Origin of the sequence: Bacillus sp. FJAT-27986 (assembly GCF_001685035.1) — a bacterium.
Classification (GTDB): Bacteria; Bacillota; Bacilli; order Bacillales; family Pradoshiaceae; genus Pradoshia.
The window spans coordinates 771,297-796,294 of record NZ_MAYV01000001.1; the positions used below are offsets into that span (position 1 = coordinate 771,297).

The following is a 24,998-nucleotide window of genomic DNA, read 5'->3' on the forward strand; positions in this document are numbered from 1 at the left end:
TACTGGTAAGAACTTAATATCCAATTTACAGATTGGGGGAACTTATTCATGAATTATAAAAATGTGACAGTTGCAGGCAGTGGGGTTTTAGGGAGTCAAATCGCTTTTCAAACAGCCTTTAAAGGCTTTAATGTCACCATTTATGATATTAATGAGAGCGCCATTGAACAAGCAAAGAATCGTATCACCGATTTAGAAGATACCTACATTGCCTATTTTAAAAATGAACAGGAAGCAGCCCGGTCTGCTCAATCACGTATTCAATATGCAACAGACTTAAAAATCGCAACAGCTAATGCCGACTTGGTCATCGAAGCTATTCCAGAGTTAAAAGAAATCAAAATTAACTTTTACACTGAGTTGAGTAAAGTTGCACCTGAACATACGGTGTTTGCAACAAACTCTTCTACGATGCTTCCTAGTGATTTTGCCGAATATACCGGACGTCCGGAGAAATTCCTGGCCCTGCACTTCGCAAACCGCGTTTGGATGAATAATACTGGAGAAGTCATGCCACATCCTCAAACTGATGACCAAGTGGTTGAAGATGTATTGCAATTCGCAGCCGCAATTGGAATGGTTCCGCTCCATATAAAAAAAGAGCAACCTGGCTATATTCTAAACAGCTTACTCGTTCCATTACTGGATGCAGCCCAAAATCTATGGGGAAATGGAGTAGCGGATCCATATACAATCGATAAAACATGGATGATTGCTACAGGTGCACCTCTTGGACCATTTGCGATTATTGATGTAGTCGGTTTGGAAACAGTTTATAACATCGTCAGTACTAAAGCAGCAAAGCATCCAAATCCAGAGCAAAATCCATTCAAGGACATTGCAGATTTAGTCAAAACAGAATTTATTAACAAAGGCAAATTGGGTATGAAAACAGGGGAAGGATTCTATAAATATCCGAATCCAGCCTATAAGAAAAAAGACTTTCTACAGCCTTAAACCAGATCACGGATACTTCTAAGATAAATCCTATTGGCATAAATGCTAATAGGATTTCTTTAGGTCCACTGAAGAAGGATTTTAAAAATATATCAAGAATCTTTATATAAGATTAAAAGGGAGGTTATGTATTAAATGAATGATATTGTCGATTTGCTTGATACAAAAAAACCTGGAGTTACAGATTTAGATATAAAATTAGCAGAAGAACACTTAGATGAAATTTCCCCAAACAGTATAAAGATCTCTTTAAACTATCTAACCAAGCACAGATTGATGAATGGATCCTTTTCCCAATTAAAGATCCTAGAAATTTAAAAAGAACATGGGATGATATTGTAAGACAAAATAAAGATATGCGAGACGAAGAAATGGATAAAAATCTCATATCTATTGGCGAGGATGGTACAGGGGACAAATTATGCTATAAGATTGTAGATACAAACCTGGATGATAAAATTTATATTTGGTATCACGAAACCGGCGAACTAGAAGAAGTAGCTTCTAACTTGAAAAAATTTATCGTATCGGTCCAATAATAAATGATATAGCGATTCCTGTTGGCCATTTATTTTCCCAAATTAGACAGTATCGAAAGAGAAAATATAAAAAAAGACGACACAACTGCACGGTTTCCCGTCCAAATGTGCCGCCTTCAGCAGTTAAAGCTTCAATACGTGTGTACCGTCAAAGAACATCAGATATCTTTCTGAAACTTCTCTTTTCAGGATTTGTTCAATCGCTCTTGTATATAGCTGAATCTGCTTTTCATATCTTTCTTTTAATACAGGCTCAGCTTCTTCAAATCCATTTTTAAATCGATCTGTTATCGCGTCTGTTTTATAGTCAAGCAGTACAAGCCCATTCTCATCTTCAAATAGGCAATCCACTATCCCCTGAACAAGAATGTTCTCGTCGCCATCCTGCCAATCCTGATACGCTTCATGTGCAGGAAGTGCCATTGTAAATGGAATTTCCTTGCGTATTTTATTTGCTTGCTGCAAGCGTTGACCCAATTCACTTTCAAAAAAGCTCAAAATCTGGTCAGTTCTTATCTCACTGACTTGTTCCTTCGTAGCGTATTCCTTCATCACCAAATACCCCAGTAACGTCTGAACAGACTCTTCCGTGACTGGCTTTGTAAAGTCCAAATGCTGCATTACTAAATGCATCATCGTTCCCTTTTCAGCAGGTGACATTGTTTTTTGCTGCATAAAAGCCGGTCTCTTTAAATTCATCCGTTTAAAGGTCGCCCGAACCAAATCAGTTGCACTATATTCATCCTTTGATTCATTTAATCGTTTCAATTCGGACACAGACTGCTTAGAACGCCCAGTTGTCGAGCTTTTAAATCGATAATCCCATTCCATTTGGTCCCTGACCCGTTCTTTAAACTCAGACTCTACCTCAATTGGTTCCATTTGTTCAATTGATTTAAATAATCGTTTACTTTCCATGTTTTCTTCCTCTGTAACTGATTGCAACGTATTCGATTTCCGGACATGTACCTGCCATTCTGATGGATGACTAGCAATCTCAGCAAGTGAATCACTGGCGATTGCCCCTTCTTTAAAGATACGATGCCTCACTAGAGACGGACCAATCCAATCCATATAGGAAGTGGCATTTGCCCTTGTATAATCAGGTAGAAGCCAGCCTTCTTTATTCTCGTAGGCAGACCACTTCTTAAACGATTTTTCAGCATCCGAGAGTGTTCCGATTAAGTACAGCTTCTCTTTTGCACGGGTTAACGCAACATACAGAACGCGCATCTCTTCCGCAATATTTTCAAGGAGCTGCTTCTTTTTAAAAGCAATCTGCGGTAAGGATGGATAGGTTATCCTTAACTCCGGATTCACATATCGAAATGCAAGGCCCAGATCCTTATCCACTAAATAGGAACGCTTTAGATCCATCTGATTAAACTTCTTAGACAAACCGCCCAAAATCACGACAGGGAATTCCAGTCCCTTACTCTTATGAATGGTCATAATCCGGACAACATCTTCCTGTTCACCGAGGGCACGTGCCGCACCCAAATCACTGCCCCTTTCTCTCATCCGATCGATAAAACGGAGAAAGCGGAATATTCCTCTGAATGAACTTTCCTCATATTGTCTGGCCCGGTTATATAGTGCCAATAAATTGGCCTGCCTTTGTTTGCCGCCAGGCATACCGCCAACAAAATCGTAATAGCCCGTGTCCCGGTAGAGCTGCCAAATTAAACTGGATAGTGCCCCCTCACGTGCCTGGTTTCTCCATTCGTGAAGATAATCAAAGAATCGCTTCACTTTTAAATAGACAGTCCCGTATTTTTCAAATGAACCATACTGGCAATAGGCCTTTAACGCATCATAGAATTGCCCCTTTGGCAGGGTAATCCGGATATCTGACAAGTTTTCTTCATCCAGCCCCACAATAGGAGAACGCAGCACGGATGCAAGCGGAATATCCTGATATGGATTATCAATAATTTGCAGGAGAGAGATCATAATAGCTACTTCTGTCGCCTCAAAGTATCCTGTTGAGAGATCGGCATAAACCGGGATACCCTGCGCTCTGAATTCATCCATAATTTGAGGAGCCCATGGCATGGAACGCAGCAAGATGACAATATCCCGATAGGTAATGTTTCGGTATGTTTTCGTTTTGGCATCATACACTTTACGGCGTTCATTAATCATTTGTTTAATTAATTCAGCCATTTGCCTAGCTTCTAACAGTACCGTTTCAAGATCTTCGTCTGCCTCGTCATCATCCTCAGATCCGTAACCAGCTCCTTCTGCCGATTTATCAATCAAATAAAGTTCCACCGGGTACTCTTCATCCTCAGGATAGGCTGCTCCTTTTTTCAATTCAGCGGGTTCATCATATTCTATTTCACCAACCGTTTTTCCCATCAATTGTTTAAATAAAAAGTTCGTACCTGCCAATACTTCACTTCGGCTGCGGAAATTTTTATTCAAATCAATCTTCATTCCGGTATCTGTCGGCTCTGTTAAAAATCTGCTGTATTTCCCCATGAAAAGATTAGGCTCAGCCAGGCGGAATCGATAGATAGATTGCTTAACATCCCCAACCATAAACATATTGCCGGTTGACTCACCGTCCTGTGTAACAAGCTGAAGGATTGTTTCCTGCACCATATTAGTATCCTGATATTCATCGACAAGTACCTCTTTGAATTTATCACGGTACTCCAACGCAACATCTGTTGGCTTTAATGTTCCATACTCATAAGTCCCAAGAATTTCTAACGCCATATGCTCCAAGTCGGAAAAATCAACAATCCCGCGTTCAAGCTTTTCTGCCAGGAATCGTTTTTGGAACGCTGTGACCAACCCGGCAAGCGTCACTACATACGGCTTCATATCTGATATATCCTTTAAAAAACTATCTGCTTTCCGGAAGAATAAATCGCTCGTAATTCCATTCAGCAATTTCTTAACATCATCTCTCATTTTCTTGGCTTGCTTTGCCAAGTCTTCATCACAGGTTCCCTTGCGAATCGTTTTTGCTTTTGCAAAGCTAACCGCTGAAAATGCATCTGCCATCGACTGCCAATCTGCTTCAAGCGACTCGGATAACTTGTTAATAAGCTCTTCATCTAATTTAAATGTTTCACCCAGGGCAGCTGGACCATCAGGTAGCAAGGTTAATTGATAGCCTTCATGGATCATTTCTTTAGCTGCAGCGAGGCGCATCATGATATCAAATTTCAAGACTGGATAAAATGGCAGATCCTCAATCCTGGTATGTTCCCCTATCTCATACATATCCGCAAGGCTTTCCAGCCATTCTTTAGGATTGGGATTTGATCTTGAAAAATCATCAAGCACTCGGATAATTTCGAGAATCGTACGATCACTGCGGTCATCCGTAAATGCATCGATAAGCCTGAAAAACGGCTCATTATCAGATATTCCATACTGTGTTTCCAATACTTCTTCAAGAATTTCATCTTTAATTAATTCGATTTCCGTTGAGTCCCCAATTCGGAATCCAGGATCAATGTCCAGCAAATAATAATGACTCCGGACTACATCCAAGCAGAAGGAATGAAGGGTTGAGATATTCGCCTTATTCAGCAAGCTGAGCTGCTTACGTAAATGTCTGGAGTCCGGATTCTTTTTAATTTCCTTCTCCAGCGCCTCCGCAATACGGTGGCGCATTTCAGCAGCTGAAGCATTGGTAAAGGTGGCTATCAATAAACGATCCACATCAAGAGGGTTATCCTCTGAAATAATCTTCCTGATAATCCTCTCAACCAGTACAGCTGTTTTACCACTTCCGGCCGCAGCCGCTACTAGAATATCATTTCCATCCGCAGTGATAGCTTTCCATTGGTCATCTGTCCATAAGGCATCTGCCGGTTTTACGGGAATTTGTTTACGGTTATTCATCATCTTCTTCCTCCTCCCGTATAGCCTCAAAGATTTCTTCTTTTTTAGCCGGTTTAAATACTCTGTACTCGTTGCTCTCAAGAGAAGGATCAAACTGGCAAACTGTTTTATAATTACAGAAGGTACATGGTAATTTATTTTGCAAACGATAAGGTTTGATATCAGCTACACCGCTCGTAATTGCATTACCCGTATCGGCATACATTCTCTTCACATGCCGGCTTAAAAGAGAGAACTCTCCTTCACTTGCGATTCGTGAAGCCGCCGTAAAATGCCCATCCTTCTTAAATCCAGCAGGTACAATCAGGGATTCCCCATTTTCCAAATCACTGTCCATCATTTTAACAACCTGGTCATCCCCTAAAAGCAATCCCTTCATCTTAAAGCTTTTAAAGACTTCACGTTCAATCTGGTCTAACGTATAAACTCCATTGTTTTTAATTAATGGATTGTGAACATGGAAATACAGGACACCTGCAGGCTTAGCCTGTTCCCCAACCAACAGTGGTGAGTGTGTGACCACGATATCGAGGTAAGTCAGCATTTGCAAGGCGATTCCATAATAGATTTCCGTGAAGTTTAAATCCTTCGAGCTCGATTTATAATCAATGATTCTCAAATAGGTTCCATCATCTGTCTTCGCCTGATCAATCCGATCAATTCGCCCAGCCAGTTCCATCTTTGTTCCATTTTTAAGCTCAAAGGTCAGAGGCGGCAAAGAACCTCTCCGGCCAAATCCAAGCTCTAGCCCAATCGGTGAAAATTGGCTGTTTTTCGCTTGTCCGCTTAAAGTGATTGAGGCTCTCGCCACAATTTGTTCCAGTTTCCTTTTTAAATAATGGAATCGATTGGAAGATAATAAGATTTCATTCTGCAGTTTCGGTGCCATTACCTCTACAGCCGTTCTGGCTAATTGGATACATTGCTCCCGTGATAAAGCTCCCCAGCTTGTCCCACGTTCGATAATTTGTTCCGTCATCCATTGCAGAGCACCATGGAACATTTCTCCGATATCAGGAGCTTCTAAACGGTAGATATCCCGTTCCCTAAGCTTTAAGCCGTGTGAGGAAAAATGCGCAAATGGGCAGCTATTGAATAGCTCCATTCTTGACACACTTCCCTGGATTGTATCTCCATACAATTCAACCGCTTTTTGGTCAGGGATTTTCTTCGCTTTATTTTGATACGAAAGCGCTGAAAGAACAAAGGCCGCCTGATCCTTCATCGGACCGTCTTTAACATATTCGTTATATACATCCCACCAAACAGGCGATACCGGATAATTCCTTTTTTTCTGTTGAAGCTGGCTTGCCAGGAATGACAGCGTTGCTCTCGTCTGAACCACATACTCCAGTTGCAGCTCATCACTCATTTCAGCCGGATCATGCACAAAGAAAGTTTCTTTCACCGAACCAAATAAATCCTTCACTCGTTTCATATAAGAGGAAGCCAATAATTGCTTTCCTTCGTCATCAGCCAGTGGATAAGAAAAATATACATAGTCGGATGCAAGCAGGAATGCCTTGTATGCAGCAAACTCTTCATCTAATAATTTGGTACTTGATGTCGGTGCCATCTTTATTCCGGTAGACTTCAGTGTTTCTCGATCCGTATCTGAAAGGATTCCCCCTTCACTTACTTTTGAAGGAATCACCCCTTCATTTAGGCCTGCTATGAAAGCAATCTTTACATTTTGAGGACGTGATAAATCCATATTGGTCACGACTACTTGGTCAAGGGAAGGTGGAATTAAGGAGAAGTTCAGTGTTTCAATCCCGCTTTCTAGGATTGCACCAAAATTCTTTAACGTAACCGGCCTGTCCCCAACAATTTCTACAAATTGATCCAACAAATCCATGACACCATTCCATGCCTGGTCGTGCTCGGTTGCATGGATGAGTCGGCCTTCCTGCTCATCGCTTCGAGCCATTTTTTCAAGCTTTTCCGGTATGTTAAGCTCATCTAAATACATATATAAAGCCTGAGCATAATCCGTTCCGGATGTTGCTTTTTTAAAACGATTTGCAAGTCGACGGATGGGCTCTGCCACTTGTTCCTTCGTTTCATTCAGCAACAATTCCATTTTCAATTCTTCATCTGTCTGGACACTGGCAACCAGTTCAAGACCGCGATTTCTTTTATACTTCCAGCCCTGCTTCTTACTCCAACGGTCACCATAATAGCCTCTGGATAATACATAATTTTCTAGCAGAGCAGCACTCTCACGCTCTTTTGGTATATAGGCATTCTTATCAAACAAAAGGTCTGTTTTTATAGCACGGAACATCGGTTCATAACGCCAATTATTCGTTAAGGCTTCAAGTGTAGAACGAATAAGCTCGATCAAAGGGTGATTAAGCATAGGTCTCTTTTGATCGATAAAGACAGGAATACCATAGTCCATAAAGACGGTTTCCACCACTTCAGCATATTCCTGGCTATTTCTCATTAACACAAAGATATCTCTGTATCGATATCCTTCCCTAACACTCTTTAGAATCTTACGTGCGATTCCTTCCACCTCAGCCCTTCTGTTACCAGCTGGGCAAAATTCAAAATTCGGCTCCTGATCATAAACTGGTGCCGGTCTGTTGGCAAACCATTTATCCAAATGCTGCATGGATTCATTTTGAATAAATCGATGCGGTTCCTTAAATAAACGATCCTCCTCCACCTTTACTCCGTTTTGGAGCGCAATCTGGTATAGATCAAAATAAGTTTCCCCTGTCATCCTGAATAAATGAAGTGGATCAGGCGCCCATTCTTTAAAGGGCTGATCTAATGTCAACGAAACCGTCACATTCCTACAGTGTTGCATTAGAGCTGCCATAATGCCGTATTCCTGGGCTGTAAAGCTGTAAAATCCATCTATATAAATTTCAGCATCGCGAAGGTAAGCTGATTCAGGCATCTTTTCTACTAATAAAGTAAAGTAATCCTCTGAATCCACGTACTGACCCTCTAATTCACGCTCAAATCCATTGTATAAAAGGGATAGATCATCAAGCTTTGATCGTAAAATCGGTGATACCTTTCCATCTGATTGGTTTAGCATTTCCTCAGGAGTCAGGCAATATCGCTTACATTCCTTCAGTAAATCACTCAGCTGGGTAATAAAGCCCTGCTTATCACTGGAACGTTGAAAGGTCTTTAACTCGTCCTTATTTTCCTCCATGATTTTGCGAATCACCATGTTGACACCGACATTATTTAAATGCCGTCTGCCCATACCGCCTGTTTCCTGCAAAACCTTCCATGCCAGACGGCTGAAGCTAAACACTTGAGCACGTATCATCCCGCCCAGATTAGGCGTATTAATTAATTCCAGCTCAGCCTGAAAAGTCATCTGATCTGGAACAATATATATAATCGAAGAACCTTCCGGATCACTCTCCAGCTTGGTCCTAATGTCATTTAAAATAGTCTCTGTCTTACCTGTACCTGTTTTTCCAATATAAAATTGCAAAGACATTAAATGTGCCTCCCCCCTTTATATCTATCTCTCTATTTTATCATAATTAATGGCGTTTTCTCCTCAATTGACTCTATATCCCAGCATTGTAAAAAATGGTTTATTTCAATGGTGAATAGAAGATTCGTTTTTGTTATATCACAGGAAACGAGAGAAAGAGGAGAAGTCAAAATAGGCACTAATATGAAAATGACAATCGGCAAGTGGAAAACTTTCACTGCAAAAATAAAACAATGACCATCTGGATTGTGATCATTGTTTTGGTTAGTTTCTTTATTGAATTCTAAGCCACTATTAATTAGCGATATATGGATAAAAGGGTTGTCATTTAATGAAATACTTTAGACCATTTTAAGTTTTAAATGATGTACGACTTTAGAAGTATCTACTGTTACTTACATACGTTGGGATATCTCACTTTATATTTGTTTCTTATTAGGCGCTATCCTTACTTTAAACTTTTCAAAAAAACGAAAACAGATGACTAAAATTACTCACCAAATGTTTTTCTAAATCCATAAAAAGGTCTGTAACCAATTTGGTTATAAAAGGATTGAGATTCACTGCTTGCCAGCATCTCTATTCTCGTAGAGGGATACAATCCATGTACAAACTTTAGCAGATACTGACCAATCCCTAGCCCCCGGTATCTTTTGTCGATTAAAAGTTCGCAAATATAGAGAGTGACATGTTTATCAGTAAAGCCCCTTATATATCCGATAACTTCCTCTTTTGAAAGTACAACAAATGCTATATTAGAATTGTTCCAGGCTTGCTTTGTTTTATCTTTCCCCGCAACCAAGTTTGTCCATTGTTCTTCCGCATTCAGCTTATTTACAGAAACAAAGTCTTGCTCACTATATTTGCGGATTTGTATGGGCTGCCCATGCTCTATGTGAATCATGATATCCCCCAATGCCTTTTTTATCGTTACTCCTAATGATTAGTATCCCTATCTAATGTGACCTTTTCTCTCAGAATAACCTTGAATCTTTCTGGTTCATCCACTCGAATCGCAACTTGTTCATATTCTTTCTTTATGCCCATTATGAGAGTGGCTTGAACGGGGTGTTTTAATTTTAAAATAACATTTGGATAAACTTCTTCTAAATCTCGGTAAATGAATTCAATCGTCTTTTCAGTAACCTTTTGCTTAAGTTGTTCTTGTTCATCAATTATGGATTCAATATCTGTCCACTTTATTTCCATACGTTTCATTAATCCAAGAGATATATACATATGGTCCTCCGTAATCTTTAAGGGATTCAAACGGACAGCCTGTATATCTGCCACAAATAGAATGACCGAGTATAAATTTAGAAGGAGTAAGATCATGGACAATAGAAAATATTTTTCATGCAGCCACCAATGAATTGCTGCTGTTTCAAAAACAATCGCGTGAATCAACATCACTTGGAAAGCAATATAGCTTGATTTTTGATGCAAGGTATATTGATTTTCGCTCAGCTTCATCTTTTTGTTCCAGCTTGCAAAAGCATAATAAAGAATCAGCATTTCTGAACAAATCATTTGAATAATAACAGGCGTTTTTTTCATTTTTTGCTCAACGGCATTCGAGAATGAATAGTGGACTATTTTTAACAGCACGGATAATGTACGGCATATATTTGAACAATGAGACGATGAGCAGCACTTCAAAACATACTAATAAACCTTCAATCAGAAAGCCGACCCAAGTGATTGATTCAAATGGCGCCAAATATTCCATTGGAATTAGGAAGCGGACTAAAACGAGACCGCTGGCCGCCAATAAAATCATATTTTTCCATCCCCAGCTTCTCTTCCATGCCATAAATAAAACCGGCAAAACCAATGCCAAATCAATTATGGAGCCTACCACTGCACCATTTGGATTGTATTGTAAAATTTCAACTCCAAACGCTGTACGATATAAACAAACATTAGAGATTAGAACAAGCAGAAACAGCATAATCAATAAAAACTCTCGATATAAGAATCTTTTCACAATCACCATTTTCACACCTTTCTCCGAAACAATTCGACTTTTTTCTGTCTATATGTGTTAAAAAATAAGGCTGTTTTCGTATAGATTGTTGCTTTCTTGCCCATACTTTTAAAGGTTATAATGGGGTTTAGGGAGGCGTTCGGATATGTGGACAGATGTGTATGAAGACTTCAGCGAATTAACTAAATCAGAGCAAATGGCGTTGTTTAACGCTATGAAGCAGGACTTGTTTCCAGATGAACCAGATAAAATTACGAGACTACTTAAAAGCATTCGTGAAGCCCGATTTGCGTCTGGTTTGGGTTGTGTTCATTGTGGTAGCACATCGGTTAAACGAAACGGTAAATATCGTTCAAGACAACGCTATCTATGTAATGATTGCGGAAAATCTTTCAATGATATGACGAATACGCCATTTTCAGGCTCTCGCTACCCCGAAAAATGGGTGAAATACATTGAACTAATGGTAGAAGGATACACCCTACCAAAAATCGCTGAAAAACTTCATATACACATCTCTACTGCATTCTATTGGAGACATAAAATCTTGAACGCATTAGGAAGTCTTGGATTTAATCAATTGCAAGGTATCGTTGAGAGTGACGAAACCTTCTTTCGTGAGTCTATGAAAGGTAACGAAATCACCCATAGAAAACCCAAGAAGCGTGGAGAAAAAGACGAAAAAAGAGGGGTTTCTAACCTTAAAATTGCTGTTGTTGTTGCACAAGACCGTAATGGTAGTGTAATTGCTCGTAAAGCAGGAACAGGGCGTGTAAAAGCCGAAGAAATTGACGCTGTGATAGGTGAGTATATTCACCCGTCTGCTTTGTTATGTACAGATACCGCAACCAATTATAAAAAGTTTGCAAAGGTAAAGGGATTACAGCACGAAACGGTCAATGAGCGACAAAAACAGCGTGTAAAGAAAGGCATATACCACATTCAGCACGTCAATAACTTTCATAATCGCCTAAAAATTTGGATGGAACGTTTTCAAGGTGTTGCAACGAAATATCTGGACAACTATCTCTATTGGTTCCGATGGCTTGAAATTGGCAAAAAAATAGCACTTGATGAACGAGTCAATCAAATGCTTATTTCTGCCTGTCAGAAATCTGATAAAACAACTGTAAATACATTAAGAGGGATAATGTAACTTCAATTTTTATTAAGTTTCTGTACCGAACGTGAAGGAATAAACCTATTGCACTTGTAATATTCAGTATCCCTGAATGAGGTATTAAAAAACAGCCATTCCTATGTCGGAACGACTGTATTTCTTATTCAGTTAAAGCTGGCTTTAACTCAATTTTTCAGGATTTAAAGCGTAAAGTTCTATAAAGCCACAGTTAGAACAAACATAGCAAGGAGAGACCTCACTCATAGTTTTTGAGTTCGCCTTCTCTGTTGATTTATAAACCCTGATTGGGTAGCTATCTAATTTAGCTTCAACCATTGCCGACTCGCATTTAATACATTTTTCCCTCATAATTCTCAACCTCCTATTATTTACTCACCTATTTCATTTATATTATAATATACCATAAAAAGAAAATAATTCCTTTTTGTACCTAAAAGCAACAATCTATACGAAAAGAGCCAAAAATAAAAATATCAATCACTTCGCCTACAACAATCTCATTCGACAAATTCCACTTTTTCCCTGCACAATTTCTTTTTCAAAAGCAAGAAAAAGACGGCAATCATTAGCTTGCCGTCTCTTCAGCCTTTATTTGATTTATTTTAGGTGATCTACTCTCCACAATCCAACCTATCCAATTCTTCATAAAGGTCTTCACGTACTTCTTCTGCTTCTTTCTTTTTTACATATAGTAGTTGAAGTGCTTCTACCGCTGTCTCCTTCTCCATATCACGAATGATTTCTGATAAGCGATGTTCCACTTTATCAATTTTTTTCTCCAGTGATTCGTAAGTCTCATTCGAAATTACATGGTGTACAAGCTTCACATTACTCTGACTCTGAGTCACCAATTGACTTGCTTGCTTTACTTGTAACATATCTGCAAGCATATGCTCTCTCGCCCAAGAGTAATTTCCTAAATAAACCTGTAATATTCGATTTTGTAGCCAATATGTTTTTTGAAATAGCTTATTCAGCAAGTATCGATCATGGCTGACCACAATAATGGTCCCCGAAAATTCACTTAATGCTTCTTCCAGCACTTCTCTCGAATCAATATCCAAATGATTCGTTGGTTCATCCAGTATCAATAAATTAATATCCTGGTACATTAGCTGAGCGAGTCGTAATCTCATACGCTCACCCCCGCTTAATTTTTCTACCTTTTGAAAGACTTGAAAACCATAGAAAAGGAACCGGGCCAGAATATGACGGGCTTCCCCTTCTGTAACATGGACCTCTTGGCGGAAGGCCTCCAAAACGGTCATGTCTTTTCCTTCTTGAAATAGCTGTTGAGACAAGTATCCAATCTTCACATTGCTGCCCAGTTTGACCTCTCCAACGTCAGGTGTAAACTCATTCAGAACCAGTTTAAGAATGGTTGATTTCCCGGTGCCGTTAGCACCAACAATCGCAATTCGTTCACCGTATTGAACAAGCAGGTTCATATTCTCAAACAGTGTTTGCGTACCAAATCGCTTCGTAATTCCATGAAGCTGCAGGACATCTTTACCGCTTCGCTCAGATTGGTCGAAGTCTAGATCCATTTTACGTCTTTCTAAAATGGGCCGTTTAATTTTCTCCATTCTCTCTAAGGCACGTTCCATATTGCGGGCACGTTTATGCAATCCTTCACTCGGTGGATTCGCCTGATTGGCCCATTCCCGCAATCGTTTTATCGCTTCCTTCATTTTTTTGATTTTCTTCTGCTGTTCCTTATATTGATTAAATTCTTCCAAAAGCCGCTTTTCTTTTGCTTGCACGAATTCAGAGTAGTTTCCTTCGTATACGAATACCTCTCCATCGTCCAAATCTAAAATCCTCTTAACTGTTCGATCCAGGAAAAATCGATCATGCGAGACAATCAGAACTGTCCCATCATAGTCTTCGAGGAATCCTTCAAGCCATTCAACTGCACCAATATCCAGGTGATTGGTTGGTTCATCCAACAATAGGAGATCTGGCTTTTGCAGAAGCAGCACTCCTAAACAAACTTTTGTTTTCTCACCTCCGCTTAAGGAAACAAAACGTTTATCGAGCATCAAATCGAGCATCAGCCCATTGGCTATCTTCATAATCGTGCTATCCATCTCATAGCCACCAAGCCGTTCAAACTGCTCCTGAACTTCTCCATACTGTTCTATACTGCGAGCCAATGAGCTATCATTGGTCTCAGTAGCCATACTATGTTCTAATTTATCCAGTCTCTCCTTCAGCTCAATCATATGGCCAAAAGCAGATTGCAAGCATTCATATACCGTGATGCCGTCAGTAAAGTCAGGGATTTGTGACAGCAAGCCTATTGCTGCACCCTTTTTAATGTGAATAGCCCCCTCATCAATTGTTTCGACGCCTGCTATCATTTTTAGAATTGTTGATTTCCCACAGCCATTCCGACCGACGAATCCAACTCGTTCTCCTTCCTTGATCTCAAACGTAATATTTTCAAATAGCTTTGTTCCGCCATAGTTTTTTTCAATTTGCTGTACACTGCATACAATCATGTGTATGAACCCCTCTCATGCTCATACCCTGTACATGAAAAAAAGCCATAGGAAAGTCGATATAAGACTTCCCCATGGCTTTTGAATTCCTATTTTATCAAGGGTATAGAGACTTATTATCGTTCTTTTTCATATGAAATTTCCTGAAAAGGGCAGACTACCCCCTTGGCGAAATTGCACATGAAAAATGGCACGGATCAATGACAAGTTTTCAAGCCATTGCAAACATACCTTCACAGAACGATTCATCTCTACACCTCCTTTAATGGAATAATTTAGTTATAATTATAAACTTTCAGTCAACTATTAACAACTGCTTTTTTCACTCTTCACAGATATCCTTCCATTCTACGAATGGTCCTTCTGTTCCACCCGATTCAAACGGATTTCTACTTGTTTGCCTACTAGCCATAAAAGGAAAATGACGATACCAACAATAATACTTTTTACTGGTTCGCGAATTAAAGACATAATGTCATGGCCAATATAACTAATAGTAAAGATCATGACCAATTTCCCTGCAAAGACAGCAAGCATATATTGTTTTGGACTAATGTCAGATAATCCGCAAACTATATTTACGATCGCGGAAGGAGTGAATGGGAAACAAAGCAAGATAAACAACGGGCCAAATCCATGATGATTGATCCAGAGCATCGCTTTTTGCACAGCCGAATGTCTATGTAAAAATGAAAGGGCTTTTTTCTTTCCATATTTTCTGGACAAATAAAACACAACCATCGCACCAGCGACAGCACCTGTCCAGGAGAGAAGAAATCCAATCCATAAGCCAAAAGCATTGGCATTAGCCGTCACAAAAACAAACAAAGGCAAAAAAGGAAGGAACGCTTCAACAAACGGGAGCAACAATCCCGGAATGGGACCTAAGTTTCTATAATCACTTATTAATTCGGCTAAATGCTCCAATGTTAGCCATTCTGTTAACCAATTAAGATCCATAGTCTCTCCTCACAAACAAATAACAAATTCAGTCCATACTATATAAATATCCCCATATACATTAGATTGAAACAATCCTTACCCCTATTATATCAGATTGCTGTAAGGAGAGAATTAGTTAGAAAATAAACTTGTCAAAAATGTGAAAAGCGATTATTCTATATAGGAACATACGTTCGTTTTTTTTTACAGACATTGAAAGGACGCGATTTACATGACCCGCATCCCTACAGAAGAGCGCAATATAATGGAAAAAGCGATCTATCTACCCATGGTCCTCACCGTACTTGCCCGAGACCTTCAAGTGGTAAAAGCATCGCCCCTTAAATTAAAACAACCATACATATTATTAATTGATGAAACCATGAAACAGGTCCAAGCAGAATTGAAGCAAGCAAGCCACTATATGAGGACACATCAACTCAAAGTGGAAGAAACAAAAAGAGACGAATCATTCACCTCCTTTTTATTTCTGTATAAAGGCTATGAGGAATACCATAATTATTTCAATCCCCGTATTCGAAATAAAGTACAGGAATTACTGGAGTATTATTTTTTGAAGCAGTGGACTGACCAACTGAAAAATTAACAGCAATAAGTTTCATCGACCTTCCTTATAACTATTTGATGAATGCATTAAACCATGCTTTGCTTGGAAATCCGAATTCCTATCATTAACTTGCATGGCGTTATATAAATAATGTGTCTTTCGCTCCGTCTCTGCTAAGGTTTGAAGCAGCTTCGACTTCAGCATTGCAGTTCTGAGCATCTGGTTTTCAATGATACTATATGAAACTGGAACAACGATAGATTGCTTATTATGAAAATTAATTTGGGTTTTAGTCGCGTCAATCTTAACTCTGGATACAATGTGTTCATAAGAAAGCCAAATACATGATTCTTTTGCAGGAGATGTAGTAGGAAAAAAGAATAATCGATTAGCCGGTTCTAACGATATCGGCACTTTATGCGAGATACCGAGGAGCTTTTTCGTCGACTGGCACCTCCCAGGATAATCAGCCCCAAAATAATCACAGCTGGATTTTACTACTTCCGATGGCCTAAAAGGTACTAAAATTTCTTCATCAAATTCAATCACTTTAGAATACGTTTTCGATCCGTATTCTACTGGAACAACAGCAAATGTAAATGGACTTATTTCGTAATCCTCTCTCCTGGTAATCACGTTCTTTTCCATAGCTTCCTCCTTATAAATCCTGCAATTAAACTACAATTTCAATATAACATAATATTTTAAAATAATTGGTTTATTCACCAAAATTTCAATTTTAACCCAGAACCCCCATGATTGTTACGGTTAATTCATTTTATATTCTGGGTATATGATAAATAACTATTTCAAACTACCAAAGTAAATTTTCTGAATAATTTAAATATTTAGTTGATTTTTCTTTTCATCTGACTTATAATAAAAAAAAGCAACGGGGGGATATCCATGAATCACGAAAAAGCAAATACAGATATCGTAAAAGCTGTTGATGTGACTGTTGACCAGGGGACCATGGAAGATCTACTGATGGATATGATGATTTACGAAGCTCAACTAACCCATGCACATAGGAAACTGAAAGAAGAAATCGATCATGCCTTGGACAATAAGGACAAAGAAGCATTTATGAAACTTTCCGCCGAGCTAATTGAATTGGAGAAAAACTTTGGGAATTAATTCAAACAACTTGTAACGAATAAATACGGTGTATAAACAAAATCACAGAGCGAGGATCATTTAATCCCGCCCTGTGATTTTCTTGTTTTCACTCTTTAATCACGGTATTTCCCTAAATAAAATGAAAACGTTGACAGTATTTAATCAAATACTTTGAAAATGTTAGGGTCGAATCCAAACGTTCCTTGTTTGAACTATATAAAGTCTCCTTATCAGTTGTGCGAGCAAGAACAGCTTCATTAATAATCTGATGATACTCTTTTGGCATATGGCTTAAACCATATCTCCCTGCCCCTGTCTTGGAAATGATATCGTCTTCCGCTAACGTATAGTATTGACAAAGCAGCCCAAGAACTGTCCATTCTATTTCCTCCCGTATATCGTGAGCAGGCATGTTCAGCAATTCATCGAATGAGGATTCCAACCACTGAACTCGATCGCCCCAGTATGTATTCATATTCGCGAATACATAGGATTGTAATTGTTTCGAGCGGAATTCCAGTTCAAAATCCGAGGAAGCAGGCCCAAGAACAGTAATTCCTTTTTTAGCAAAAAGTGTCCATGTCACAGGATTGAAATTAAAATAGGGGCCAAAGCTTAAATTTCCGCTATTATAATAAAAATGATTTTGATGATTATTGTTCACTTTCCCTAAGTCTCCCCAAGTAATATAGACACTGTCCATCTCTGGAGTCTTATATTTTTGAGCGATCATTCTATGAATCTTTGAGAGAATACCAGCTTCATCTTCTGTGAAATGCCGACTTGTGACAGAAATAAAATCGATATCACTTTTACCTTTTTCAAAGGCATCCAGTGCAATGGAGCCATGTAAATACAAGCCCTCCAACTCATTTGGCAGATATTCATTGAATAATCCTTCGTATTCATTCAAAATAGTTTCTACGATTTTTGGTATTTTCAACATACCTATCCCTCTATTACTATAGTTAGTATAATTCTATTGTCATAAACACACTGTTCGGGTTCTCTTTGTAATCTGCAAACGGCTTACAATATTGAAATCCAACACTCTCTAAAGCCTTTGGGCTGGTTTAAAGGCAGCCATTGATCCGGTTTCCAGACTTAGTTTCTTATAGTTACGTTCCTTCGCTATATTGATAATGTCCTCTAGCAGCTTTCTAGCTACCCCTTTTCTTAAATGATTCAGTGAAGTTTTCATCGATTTAATCTCTCCATGAGTCATATCAAGTTCTTTCAGGGCCCCACAGCCAACTAACTCCTCATTCTCCCAGACACTCCAAACCGTGATATTTGTTTTTTTCAACTCTTCCAGATTTAAAGCATGTATACTCTCAGGTGGAGAATGCTCGGCCATACTGTAAAGATGGCTACTAATTAAAGCAGCCACTTCAGTTCCTCTTAAATCATCCAATTTAATCTTCATTCAATCATCCCTCACCTTTGACGCCCCAAAAAGAATATACAAATCTTTAATTTATGTCTCCTAAATAGACGGGAACCTTATCACCTTTGTGATAGTTGATTACCTGTTTTCTCATTGCTTGAGGATAGAGTCTGTATGCTAATAAATCACTTAACGGCAGCCATTCTACTCCGATTTGTCCCTCATCAGGATTTAGTCCATTTTGAATCACTGTATTCCTTCCTTTAATCGTACATAAAAACATATATTCAATTTGATGGGTTTCCATATCAAAAGCAGCATGTTCATGATTTTGTCCGATATATTCACGAATCAGGATTAAATCACCAATTTCAACCTCCTGTCCTATTTCTTCTATACATTCTCTTATTAACGCTTGATGAAAGGTTTCTCCATGCTCTTGCCCGCCACCAGGCAATATATAATAGACACCTTCCTGATCTTCTTTTTTTATCGCAAGTAATTGATCATCCTGAATAATAATGGCTTTAGCAGAATTTCGAATCGGCATCATCGTTCATCCCTTTATCTATGTATTTTAAATTACAAAAAGAGCTGAAAATCCAGCTCATATGGTTATTGATTTGGAATTGAGTCAGCGTTCATATATCGTTCACTGATGATACTGCGATGATGTAATTCATGCCCGGCAATGATAACAGCCAGAGCCCGAACCGTTATATCGCAATCATTAGCTGTGCCTCGGCGCAGCCACTCTTCACTGCGGAGACTTTTTAATAATATAATCGTTGACTGACGGACGATAGAAAAGTTTTGTAGGAGCTCTTCTACTGTTTGTTTTGTAAAGGATGCTTGCTGAACATATTCTTCTTCATTAAAACCTGGCAAGTTTCTGCGTTCTCCTCGCGCGATTGCAAGAAGCCTGTATGCCATGATTCTCTCTGTATCAATCATATGCCCAATAACTTCCTTGATACTCCATTTTCCTTCGGCATAACGGAATTCCGCCTGAGTATCAGTTGTTTTTTCCAGATTGGCAATCGTCTGTTTTATTTGTTCGGATAAAATTTGGATCAAATCACCTTCCGGAACTAATTCTACATATGGTTGATAATAAGGAGCATATTCATTTTGTTTTAATTGTTTTCGCATATTCCCTCTCCTTTTATGTATTTCCTCTATTTATTCCACCTTCATTGCTTAAATTCCTTTATTGCACGATAGCAAAAACAGAGCCACTCCGTCTAACGAAGGGCTCTTCATTTTATTCATTATAACTTTTTATTTTTTATACTTCTCTGCCATTTCAATCCGTTCAAGCATGGTTGGATGACTGTTCCGGAATATTTTAATCAGTAAAGGCGGATTCACTTGGCTTAGCCCCTTTTCAGAAAGTTTCTGAAAGGAGGAAATAGCTGCTTCAGGATTATCGGTCATGTTTAATGCATAGGTGTCTGCTCTTGTTTCCTGCACACGGGATACATAATTTGTAACGGGACTTGCTGCGAACAACAGAATGGACGTAATCAGTAAAAAGAGCGGCAATGACCGAATATCACTCATGGATTCTAAGTGATACAATTCCCCTCTGTTCCGTATGGCTCTTTTCATCCATTTATCTGTCAGCCATAAACCAACCAACATGAGAACCAAATACCCGGCAATACCGAGGTATATATGTTTTTCCACATAATGAGCCATTTCATGAGCCATGATAAATAAAATCTCATCATCCTCTAGGCTGTTCAATGTGGTGTCCCAGAGTACAATTCTGGAATTTGAGCCAACCCCTGTTACATAAGCATTTAAAGAATTGGTTTTCTCTGACATATTTACTTCATACACATGCTCAGCCGGAATATTGGCTTTTGCTGCCAAATCAAGGATTTGTTCTTCCAATACTTTATCTTTCAGCGGGTAAAAATCATTGTAAAGCGGATCGATGACAACCGGCTGAATAAACATGACGAATATCGTGAATGGAATGCATAAAAGCCAGCTATACAGCCACCAGCGAGCGGGACTTTTCCGAATGAGCCAATACAAGACAAGAACAACAATTAAAGTCATTCCTAGATCCACCCAAAACTCAATAAAATTATCCTTCATCCAGGAGGAAAAAACCTGAGAGGATATGCCATAGGCAAGCGATATTTTATATCGAATGTATGAAAGCGGCAGGAAGACAATAAATAAAAGGAGTGAAAGCCAAAAGACATAGGCGCTAATTTGAACGGAACGTCTTTTCCAGGATTGCTTCCCCCATTTCTCTAGCCCTTTGGACAATCCAGATATCAGAACAATCGCATAGAATAGCCACTCAAGCGGTGTACTGATAAAAAAGAAAAAGTTTCGTATTTTAGAATACGTTTCACTCTTTTCTAACAATTCCTTATTCATAAACGTAGAGGGATCTGCATTGGTTCCCCTCATCGATTCAGGAATAGCTGTATTGGCACCATGAAAAAGATAAACATATATCGCCAATGCATAAATTAGAAAAAGGCCTAATATGATTAAAATCCATTTTCTCCGCAAATATACCCCTCCTCAAACATTCCATCTATATAGTTTACCGGCATTTGTACAAGTTAGAACCTTAATTCATTCTTTCTCCATACGACACAAAATAGACACTCATTTCTCACAAGTTTCCAACAACTTTACCATAACCACTATCTATATAATGGTAAAATAGGGGAGGAATAACAAACAGAGGGGAACTGTTAAACGATATGAAAAAGTTATATATAGGTTTTACTATCTTATTAATTTTAAGTATCGGTGCTGGTATATACTACTTCACTGGTTATAGGCAGTCACAAATGGAGTTTCCTAATGAAGTTACAATGGAATCCACTACCGGTACGGATTATTCATTCAAGGAAATTCCACAAAAAATACGCCTATTGGAATTTATGTATACAAACTGTCCTGATGTCTGTCCAAATACAACCTATCAAATGGTCGATATACGCGATCGGCTTGTGAAAGACGGTCTGTTTGGCGATAAAGTCGAATTCCTGACAGTCACAATTGATCCAGCTCGGGATACACTCCCGATTATGAAAGAGTACGGTGAGACCTTTAAAACAACTGCTGCAGACGGATGGTATGTATTGCGTGGAGATGCAGAGGATACAAGAAAGCTCGCAGATGCATTCCGTTTCCAATATAAAGACCCCGGTTCAGGATTCCTAATCCACAGAAATGCCACTTATCTTATTAATGAAAAAAACCGTGTCATTGAAGTATTTGGAATGGGAGAAAAGGATTTTGACCGAGAAGAAGTTTACAAGAAAATTGTTAAGAATGCTGAAAAGATGTAGCTGATTCCAGAAGATTTGTATATAAAGGTGTAGGCAAAAAAAGACAGCTTTTTTAATTATCAAACCAATCAACCTTCTCCATCCACTCTAAGAGTATAAGAAAAGACTGTCCATTGACAGTCTTGTTCTTATGCGGAAATACTATCCCTCGCACAATTAGAGAAACCTATATTTCCAAGAGAGAAGCTTCAGCTTTGCAGCCTGCATAATCAGCTCCAAGAAAATCTAGTAATTCCTGATTTCGGTCATGAAATTGTTCTAACCCTTTATTATGTGATTTCCACATAATCTCTGTGTTTTTTTCAAAACTCTTAAGTTCAAACGGCGGTCGATAAACGAATGCTTTCCCTTCTTGCTCCAGCTTTTCTATCAAATCCATGGTTTGATTATAATGATGTGCACGGTTCTCCATGGCTTGAACCAGTTGCGGATATTTCTTACGCAATAGCTTCACTGCCCATTTTGTCTGACTGTCGAGCTTCTTCCTGTAGCCCCGCGGCCTGGTCAAGATGATGACATGCTTTTCATAGCCATCTGCTATCGCCTTTTGGATTGGTACCGAATCAGCTAATCCTCCATCATAATAAGGAACATTATTTATTTTAATTTCAGGAAACAGGACTGGAATAGCACATGTGGCCCGCAAAATTGTAGCCCCTTTGTCCATTGTTTTACCATCCATGTATTCTACCTGTCCGGTATAGGCATTTGTCACGCCAAACAAAACTTGACCTTGATAGTTTTGATATGTCTCCCAATCAAAGAAATCCAACTGATTAGGAACCGTATCATAGGCAAACGTCAGCCCAAACAGACTTCGCTCCGTTAGAAAATTGCGCACTCCGACATAGCGCTTATCATTCCGGTAAGTAGATATAAAGCGAATCGTCCTGTTTTTTTGCTCAGAAATATAGGAACAAGCACTAATAGCGCCCGCAGAGATTCCCAATATGTAAGGAAACATCATCTCTTTCTCTAAAAAACCGTCTAAGACACCCGCTGTATATACCATGCGGAATGTTCCGCCCTCTAAGATCAAGCTCGTATTTTTTATATTGATAGGAATCATCAAAAAGTCTCCTTTATTCATGCTCATTATAGATGTTTATAGATGTTGTTTAAGCCATAAGCCTCTCTTCATCCACAATCAATTGTAACGTATCAAAACTTCTATAACGCTGGTTAATCTATACTATTTTTCCTAGTAAAAAGGAGCTGTCCCGAAAGCCAGGGAAGTATGGCTAATAAGAGGACAGCTCTTACATTCTATTTAAATGGTAGGATAGTAATAAACTTATTCTTCCACTACAATCCGGTCACATAACACCATAATACAAGGACGTTGTTGATATATCTATTGATACCACTAAATAAGTTGAACAACTAATCCTCAACAAGGAAGTTATGCTATGACCCTTTACATTTATTATAAGGCAAATAATATATATTTTTCTAACTGTAATGACTGCCAAAGTGGTGACTGAAAAAAATACTATTTCAATCTTAGTAAATACAAAATTATAAATCAGGAAGTACATCCCCATTTTTATTTTTATTTTAGTATTTCCATATTATCCAAAACAATATATAATGTTATAAATCCATAATAAGGAAAAAGCGATGAAAAGAAGAGTAAGCGCGCTTAAGCATAACAGAGAACTCCAGTAGCTGAGAATGGAGGATGTAATAGCCCGCCGAACCAAGTCTCGGAGCTTCGTATAGGATATTTCATCTGATATTGATTATGCGTCGGTTTCTCCCGTTAAAGAGATAGAGTATAACCAGGCCTTGTCCTGCGTACTCGAAAAGATTTCTGTGGCGACACAGGAATAAACTGGGGTGGCACCGCGAACTACTAAATTCCAAAAGTCTCGTCCCCAAGGTTGTTAACCTTGGAGGTGAGACTTTTTTATTGGCCTAAAAATCAATGTCTGGGAGTGGATTAAATGAAGTGGAAATACCCCCTTTTACTCTTACTTGGAATTGGAGTATCGAATGTTGGTGCATGGATTTATTTGATTGCATTAAATTTAATTATTTTGGATAAGACAGAATCACCCTTAGCCGTTTCTATCCTATATATCCTATTGCCTATTGCATCCTTATGTACAAATTTCTGGTCTGGGACTTTAATTGATCGGTTCAATAAAAGAAAGCTCATGATTTATCTAGATATTATAAGAGCCATTTTTATTTTTATCTTACCGTTTTTAGATTCACTTCCATTTATTTACTTCATTGTATTTATCATCAATATTGCCAGGTCTATTTTTGAACCAACCTCAATGGTCTACATGACAAAATTAATTCCAAAAACAAATCGACAACGATTTAATGCCATGCGAAATTTTATTAATTCCTGTGGTTTTATACTAGGGCCTTCCATAGCGGGCTTCCTTTTTATCATTGGTTCTCCTAATTTAGCAATCCAAATAAATTCTTTCGCTTTGTTCTTTTCAGTAATCATTATTTTGTTTCTTCCAAATGTAGAATTTGGGAGTGAAGATCGTATATATGAAAAAATTAAACCTTCATTAATGGTGAATGATTGGAGAATCATCCTTCAATTCAATAAAACAAATAAACATATAACATTAATATATATTCTGTTTAGCGGAATGTCTGTATGTATGTCTGCCTTAGATTCATTAGAGGCTGCATTTGCAACCAAAGTTCTCTTTTTATCCGAAAGTACCTATGGATTTCTTGTTAGTATTGCCGGTGCAGGAATCATTGGGGGTTCACTAGTAAATACAATCTTTGCGAATCAATTGAAAATAAATGTACTAATGGGACTTGGAGCGTTCTTCACTCCGATTGGTTATCTAATCTTTGCCTTTTCAAACGATTTTATATGGGCTTCAATAGGATTTTTCGTTTTAACATTTTCTTTATCATTTGCAAATACAGGCTTTTTAACCTTCTACCAAAACAATGTGCCTGTAGATATTATGGGCAGATTCTCCAGTGTCTTAGGGATGCTAGAGGCAGTTTTAATCATCATATGTACAGCCTTAATTGGATTATCTGCCGAACTATTTGATATTCGCCCTGTTTATATCATGGGTTCCTTTATTTTTTTCCTGTTGGGGCTGGTCATTAATTTTGTTATATCTGATCATTCGAAAAGAAGTTATTATATTCAAGTATAAAAAACAATAATAATACAGGTACTTTCTAGAAAAGAGA

Annotated in this window: 20 protein-coding genes, 2 pseudogenes and 1 other annotated feature; of the genes and pseudogenes, 7 read left to right on the plus strand and 15 right to left on the minus strand. The window is 38.5% G+C overall.

Annotated elements, in window-relative coordinates; translation table 11 throughout:
• Window positions 1–48 precede the first annotated feature (48 nt).
• Window positions 49–957 (plus strand): 3-hydroxyacyl-CoA dehydrogenase, encoded by a 909-nt coding sequence (locus A8L44_RS03690; RefSeq protein ID WP_066101657.1) that lies wholly within the window; start codon window positions 49–51, stop codon window positions 955–957.
• 135 nt (window positions 958–1,092) lie between these two features.
• Window positions 1,093–1,496 (plus strand): annotated as a pseudogene (locus tag A8L44_RS03695) (SMI1/KNR4 family protein).
• Window positions 1,497–1,619: 123 nt separating this feature from the next.
• Here the strand turns inward: A8L44_RS03695 and addA are convergent.
• The 5 genes from addA to A8L44_RS19140 form a co-directional block, all read right to left on the minus strand.
• Entirely contained in the window at window positions 1,620–5,360 is a 3,741-nt protein-coding gene (addA, locus tag A8L44_RS03700; RefSeq protein ID WP_066102393.1) for a helicase-exonuclease AddAB subunit AddA, read from the minus strand.
• Entirely contained in the window at window positions 5,353–8,832 is a 3,480-nt protein-coding gene (addB, locus tag A8L44_RS03705; protein WP_066101660.1) for a helicase-exonuclease AddAB subunit AddB, read from the minus strand. The genes addA and addB overlap by 8 nt, the downstream gene beginning before the upstream one ends.
• A gap of 490 nt (window positions 8,833–9,322) precedes the next feature.
• Complete coding sequence (locus A8L44_RS03710; RefSeq protein ID WP_066101664.1) at window positions 9,323–9,736, minus strand: GNAT family N-acetyltransferase; 414 nt, start codon at window positions 9,734–9,736, stop codon at window positions 9,323–9,325.
• Between the two features lie 32 nt (window positions 9,737–9,768).
• Window positions 9,769–10,389 (minus strand): hypothetical protein, encoded by a 621-nt coding sequence (locus A8L44_RS19135; protein ID WP_254654685.1) that lies wholly within the window; start codon window positions 10,387–10,389, stop codon window positions 9,769–9,771.
• A 7-nt stretch (window positions 10,390–10,396) separates the two neighbouring features.
• A complete protein-coding gene (locus tag A8L44_RS19140; protein WP_225983659.1) occupies window positions 10,397–10,825 on the minus strand; it encodes a hypothetical protein in 429 nt (142 codons plus the stop codon).
• Between the two features lie 139 nt (window positions 10,826–10,964).
• Here A8L44_RS19140 and A8L44_RS03720 point away from each other — a divergent pair, with 139 nt between their 5' ends.
• Window positions 10,965–11,975: an IS1595 family transposase gene (locus A8L44_RS03720; RefSeq protein WP_066101667.1), complete on the plus strand. Its 1,011-nt coding sequence runs from the start codon at window positions 10,965–10,967 to the stop codon at window positions 11,973–11,975.
• A gap of 596 nt (window positions 11,976–12,571) precedes the next feature.
• On the opposite strand, the gene abc-f is transcribed toward A8L44_RS03720, so the two are convergent.
• From abc-f to A8L44_RS03735, 3 genes are all read right to left on the minus strand, one after another.
• Window positions 12,572–14,464, minus strand: a complete 1,893-nt coding sequence (gene abc-f, locus A8L44_RS03730) for a ribosomal protection-like ABC-F family protein (RefSeq protein ID WP_066101673.1) — start codon at window positions 14,462–14,464, stop codon at window positions 12,572–12,574.
• A 129-nt stretch (window positions 14,465–14,593) separates the two neighbouring features.
• Window positions 14,594–14,713, minus strand: coding sequence for an RAxF-45 family protein (locus A8L44_RS19425; RefSeq protein ID WP_368072416.1), 120 nt, complete (start codon window positions 14,711–14,713; stop codon window positions 14,594–14,596).
• A 99-nt stretch (window positions 14,714–14,812) separates the two neighbouring features.
• Window positions 14,813–15,424 (minus strand): TVP38/TMEM64 family protein, encoded by a 612-nt coding sequence (locus A8L44_RS03735; protein WP_066101678.1) that lies wholly within the window; start codon window positions 15,422–15,424, stop codon window positions 14,813–14,815.
• A 214-nt stretch (window positions 15,425–15,638) separates the two neighbouring features.
• Here A8L44_RS03735 and A8L44_RS03740 point away from each other — a divergent pair, with 214 nt between their 5' ends.
• Window positions 15,639–16,013 carry a hypothetical protein gene (locus tag A8L44_RS03740; protein WP_066101681.1) on the plus strand — a complete coding sequence of 125 codons (375 nt, stop codon included), beginning with the start codon at window positions 15,639–15,641 and terminating at the stop codon, window positions 16,011–16,013.
• Window positions 16,014–16,025: 12 nt separating this feature from the next.
• Here A8L44_RS03740 and A8L44_RS03745 read toward each other — a convergent pair whose 3' ends face one another.
• Complete coding sequence (locus A8L44_RS03745) at window positions 16,026–16,622, minus strand: competence protein ComK (RefSeq protein ID WP_066101684.1); 597 nt, start codon at window positions 16,620–16,622, stop codon at window positions 16,026–16,028.
• Window positions 16,623–16,880: 258 nt separating this feature from the next.
• On the opposite strand from A8L44_RS03745, the gene A8L44_RS03750 reads away from it, so the two are divergent.
• Window positions 16,881–17,111, plus strand: coding sequence for an IDEAL domain-containing protein (locus A8L44_RS03750; RefSeq protein ID WP_066101689.1), 231 nt, complete (start codon window positions 16,881–16,883; stop codon window positions 17,109–17,111).
• Between the two features lie 112 nt (window positions 17,112–17,223).
• On the opposite strand, the gene A8L44_RS03755 is transcribed toward A8L44_RS03750, so the two are convergent.
• The 5 genes and pseudogenes from A8L44_RS03755 to A8L44_RS03775 form a co-directional block, all read right to left on the minus strand.
• Window positions 17,224–18,039 (minus strand): aminoglycoside adenylyltransferase domain-containing protein, encoded by an 816-nt coding sequence (locus A8L44_RS03755; RefSeq protein WP_066101692.1) that lies wholly within the window; start codon window positions 18,037–18,039, stop codon window positions 17,224–17,226.
• Window positions 18,040–18,061: 22 nt separating this feature from the next.
• Window positions 18,062–18,519, minus strand: a pseudogene (locus tag A8L44_RS03760) (GNAT family N-acetyltransferase).
• 46 nt (window positions 18,520–18,565) lie between these two features.
• Entirely contained in the window at window positions 18,566–19,030 is a 465-nt protein-coding gene (locus tag A8L44_RS03765; protein WP_308810514.1) for an NUDIX domain-containing protein, read from the minus strand.
• A 65-nt stretch (window positions 19,031–19,095) separates the two neighbouring features.
• Window positions 19,096–19,632 (minus strand): DinB family protein, encoded by a 537-nt coding sequence (locus A8L44_RS03770; RefSeq protein WP_066101702.1) that lies wholly within the window; start codon window positions 19,630–19,632, stop codon window positions 19,096–19,098.
• 129 nt (window positions 19,633–19,761) lie between these two features.
• Entirely contained in the window at window positions 19,762–21,018 is a 1,257-nt protein-coding gene (locus A8L44_RS03775; RefSeq protein WP_066101703.1) for a M48 family metallopeptidase, read from the minus strand.
• 197 nt (window positions 21,019–21,215) lie between these two features.
• On the opposite strand from A8L44_RS03775, the gene A8L44_RS03780 reads away from it, so the two are divergent.
• On the plus strand, window positions 21,216–21,809 hold the full coding sequence (locus tag A8L44_RS03780; RefSeq protein ID WP_066101706.1) for an SCO family protein: 594 nt from the start codon (window positions 21,216–21,218) through the stop codon (window positions 21,807–21,809).
• A gap of 166 nt (window positions 21,810–21,975) precedes the next feature.
• On the opposite strand, the gene A8L44_RS03785 is transcribed toward A8L44_RS03780, so the two are convergent.
• Window positions 21,976–22,878, minus strand: a complete 903-nt coding sequence (locus A8L44_RS03785) for a patatin-like phospholipase family protein (RefSeq protein WP_066101709.1) — start codon at window positions 22,876–22,878, stop codon at window positions 21,976–21,978.
• A gap of 542 nt (window positions 22,879–23,420) precedes the next feature.
• Window positions 23,421–23,691 (plus strand) — a binding site (T-box leader).
• Window positions 23,692–23,755: 64 nt separating this feature from the next.
• Between A8L44_RS03785 and A8L44_RS03790 the strand changes: the two genes are divergently transcribed.
• Window positions 23,756–24,961, plus strand: a complete 1,206-nt coding sequence (locus A8L44_RS03790) for an MFS transporter (RefSeq protein WP_066101712.1) — start codon at window positions 23,756–23,758, stop codon at window positions 24,959–24,961.
• The last annotated feature ends 37 nt before the right edge of the window (window positions 24,962–24,998 follow it).

Excerpts from the sequence above, each read along its gene's own strand:
- A8L44_RS03690 (WP_066101657.1), top strand. The coding sequence starts at position 49 with ATGAATTATAAAAATGTGACAGTTGCAGGCAGTGGGGTTTTAGGGAGT.
- addA (WP_066102393.1), bottom strand. The coding sequence starts at position 5,360 with ATGAATAACCGTAAACAAATTCCCGTAAAACCGGCAGATGCCTTATGG.
- addB (WP_066101660.1), bottom strand. The coding sequence starts at position 8,832 with ATGTCTTTGCAATTTTATATTGGAAAAACAGGTACAGGTAAGACAGAG.
- A8L44_RS03710 (WP_066101664.1), bottom strand. The coding sequence starts at position 9,736 with ATGATTCACATAGAGCATGGGCAGCCCATACAAATCCGCAAATATAGT.
- A8L44_RS19135 (WP_254654685.1), bottom strand. The coding sequence starts at position 10,389 with ATGAAAAAAACGCCTGTTATTATTCAAATGATTTGTTCAGAAATGCTG.
- A8L44_RS03720 (WP_066101667.1), top strand. The coding sequence starts at position 10,965 with ATGTGGACAGATGTGTATGAAGACTTCAGCGAATTAACTAAATCAGAG.
- abc-f (WP_066101673.1), bottom strand. The coding sequence starts at position 14,464 with ATGATTGTATGCAGTGTACAGCAAATTGAAAAAAACTATGGCGGAACA.
- A8L44_RS19425 (WP_368072416.1), bottom strand. The coding sequence starts at position 14,713 with ATGAATCGTTCTGTGAAGGTATGTTTGCAATGGCTTGAAAACTTGTCA.
- A8L44_RS03735 (WP_066101678.1), bottom strand. The coding sequence starts at position 15,424 with ATGGATCTTAATTGGTTAACAGAATGGCTAACATTGGAGCATTTAGCC.
- A8L44_RS03740 (WP_066101681.1), top strand. The coding sequence starts at position 15,639 with ATGACCCGCATCCCTACAGAAGAGCGCAATATAATGGAAAAAGCGATC.
- A8L44_RS03745 (WP_066101684.1), bottom strand. The coding sequence starts at position 16,622 with ATGGAAAAGAACGTGATTACCAGGAGAGAGGATTACGAAATAAGTCCA.
- A8L44_RS03750 (WP_066101689.1), top strand. The coding sequence starts at position 16,881 with ATGAATCACGAAAAAGCAAATACAGATATCGTAAAAGCTGTTGATGTG.
- A8L44_RS03755 (WP_066101692.1), bottom strand. The coding sequence starts at position 18,039 with ATGTTGAAAATACCAAAAATCGTAGAAACTATTTTGAATGAATACGAA.
- A8L44_RS03765 (WP_308810514.1), bottom strand. The coding sequence starts at position 19,030 with ATGCCGATTCGAAATTCTGCTAAAGCCATTATTATTCAGGATGATCAA.
- A8L44_RS03770 (WP_066101702.1), bottom strand. The coding sequence starts at position 19,632 with ATGCGAAAACAATTAAAACAAAATGAATATGCTCCTTATTATCAACCA.
- A8L44_RS03780 (WP_066101706.1), top strand. The coding sequence starts at position 21,216 with ATGAAAAAGTTATATATAGGTTTTACTATCTTATTAATTTTAAGTATC.
- A8L44_RS03785 (WP_066101709.1), bottom strand. The coding sequence starts at position 22,878 with ATGATTCCTATCAATATAAAAAATACGAGCTTGATCTTAGAGGGCGGA.
- A8L44_RS03790 (WP_066101712.1), top strand. The coding sequence starts at position 23,756 with ATGAAGTGGAAATACCCCCTTTTACTCTTACTTGGAATTGGAGTATCG.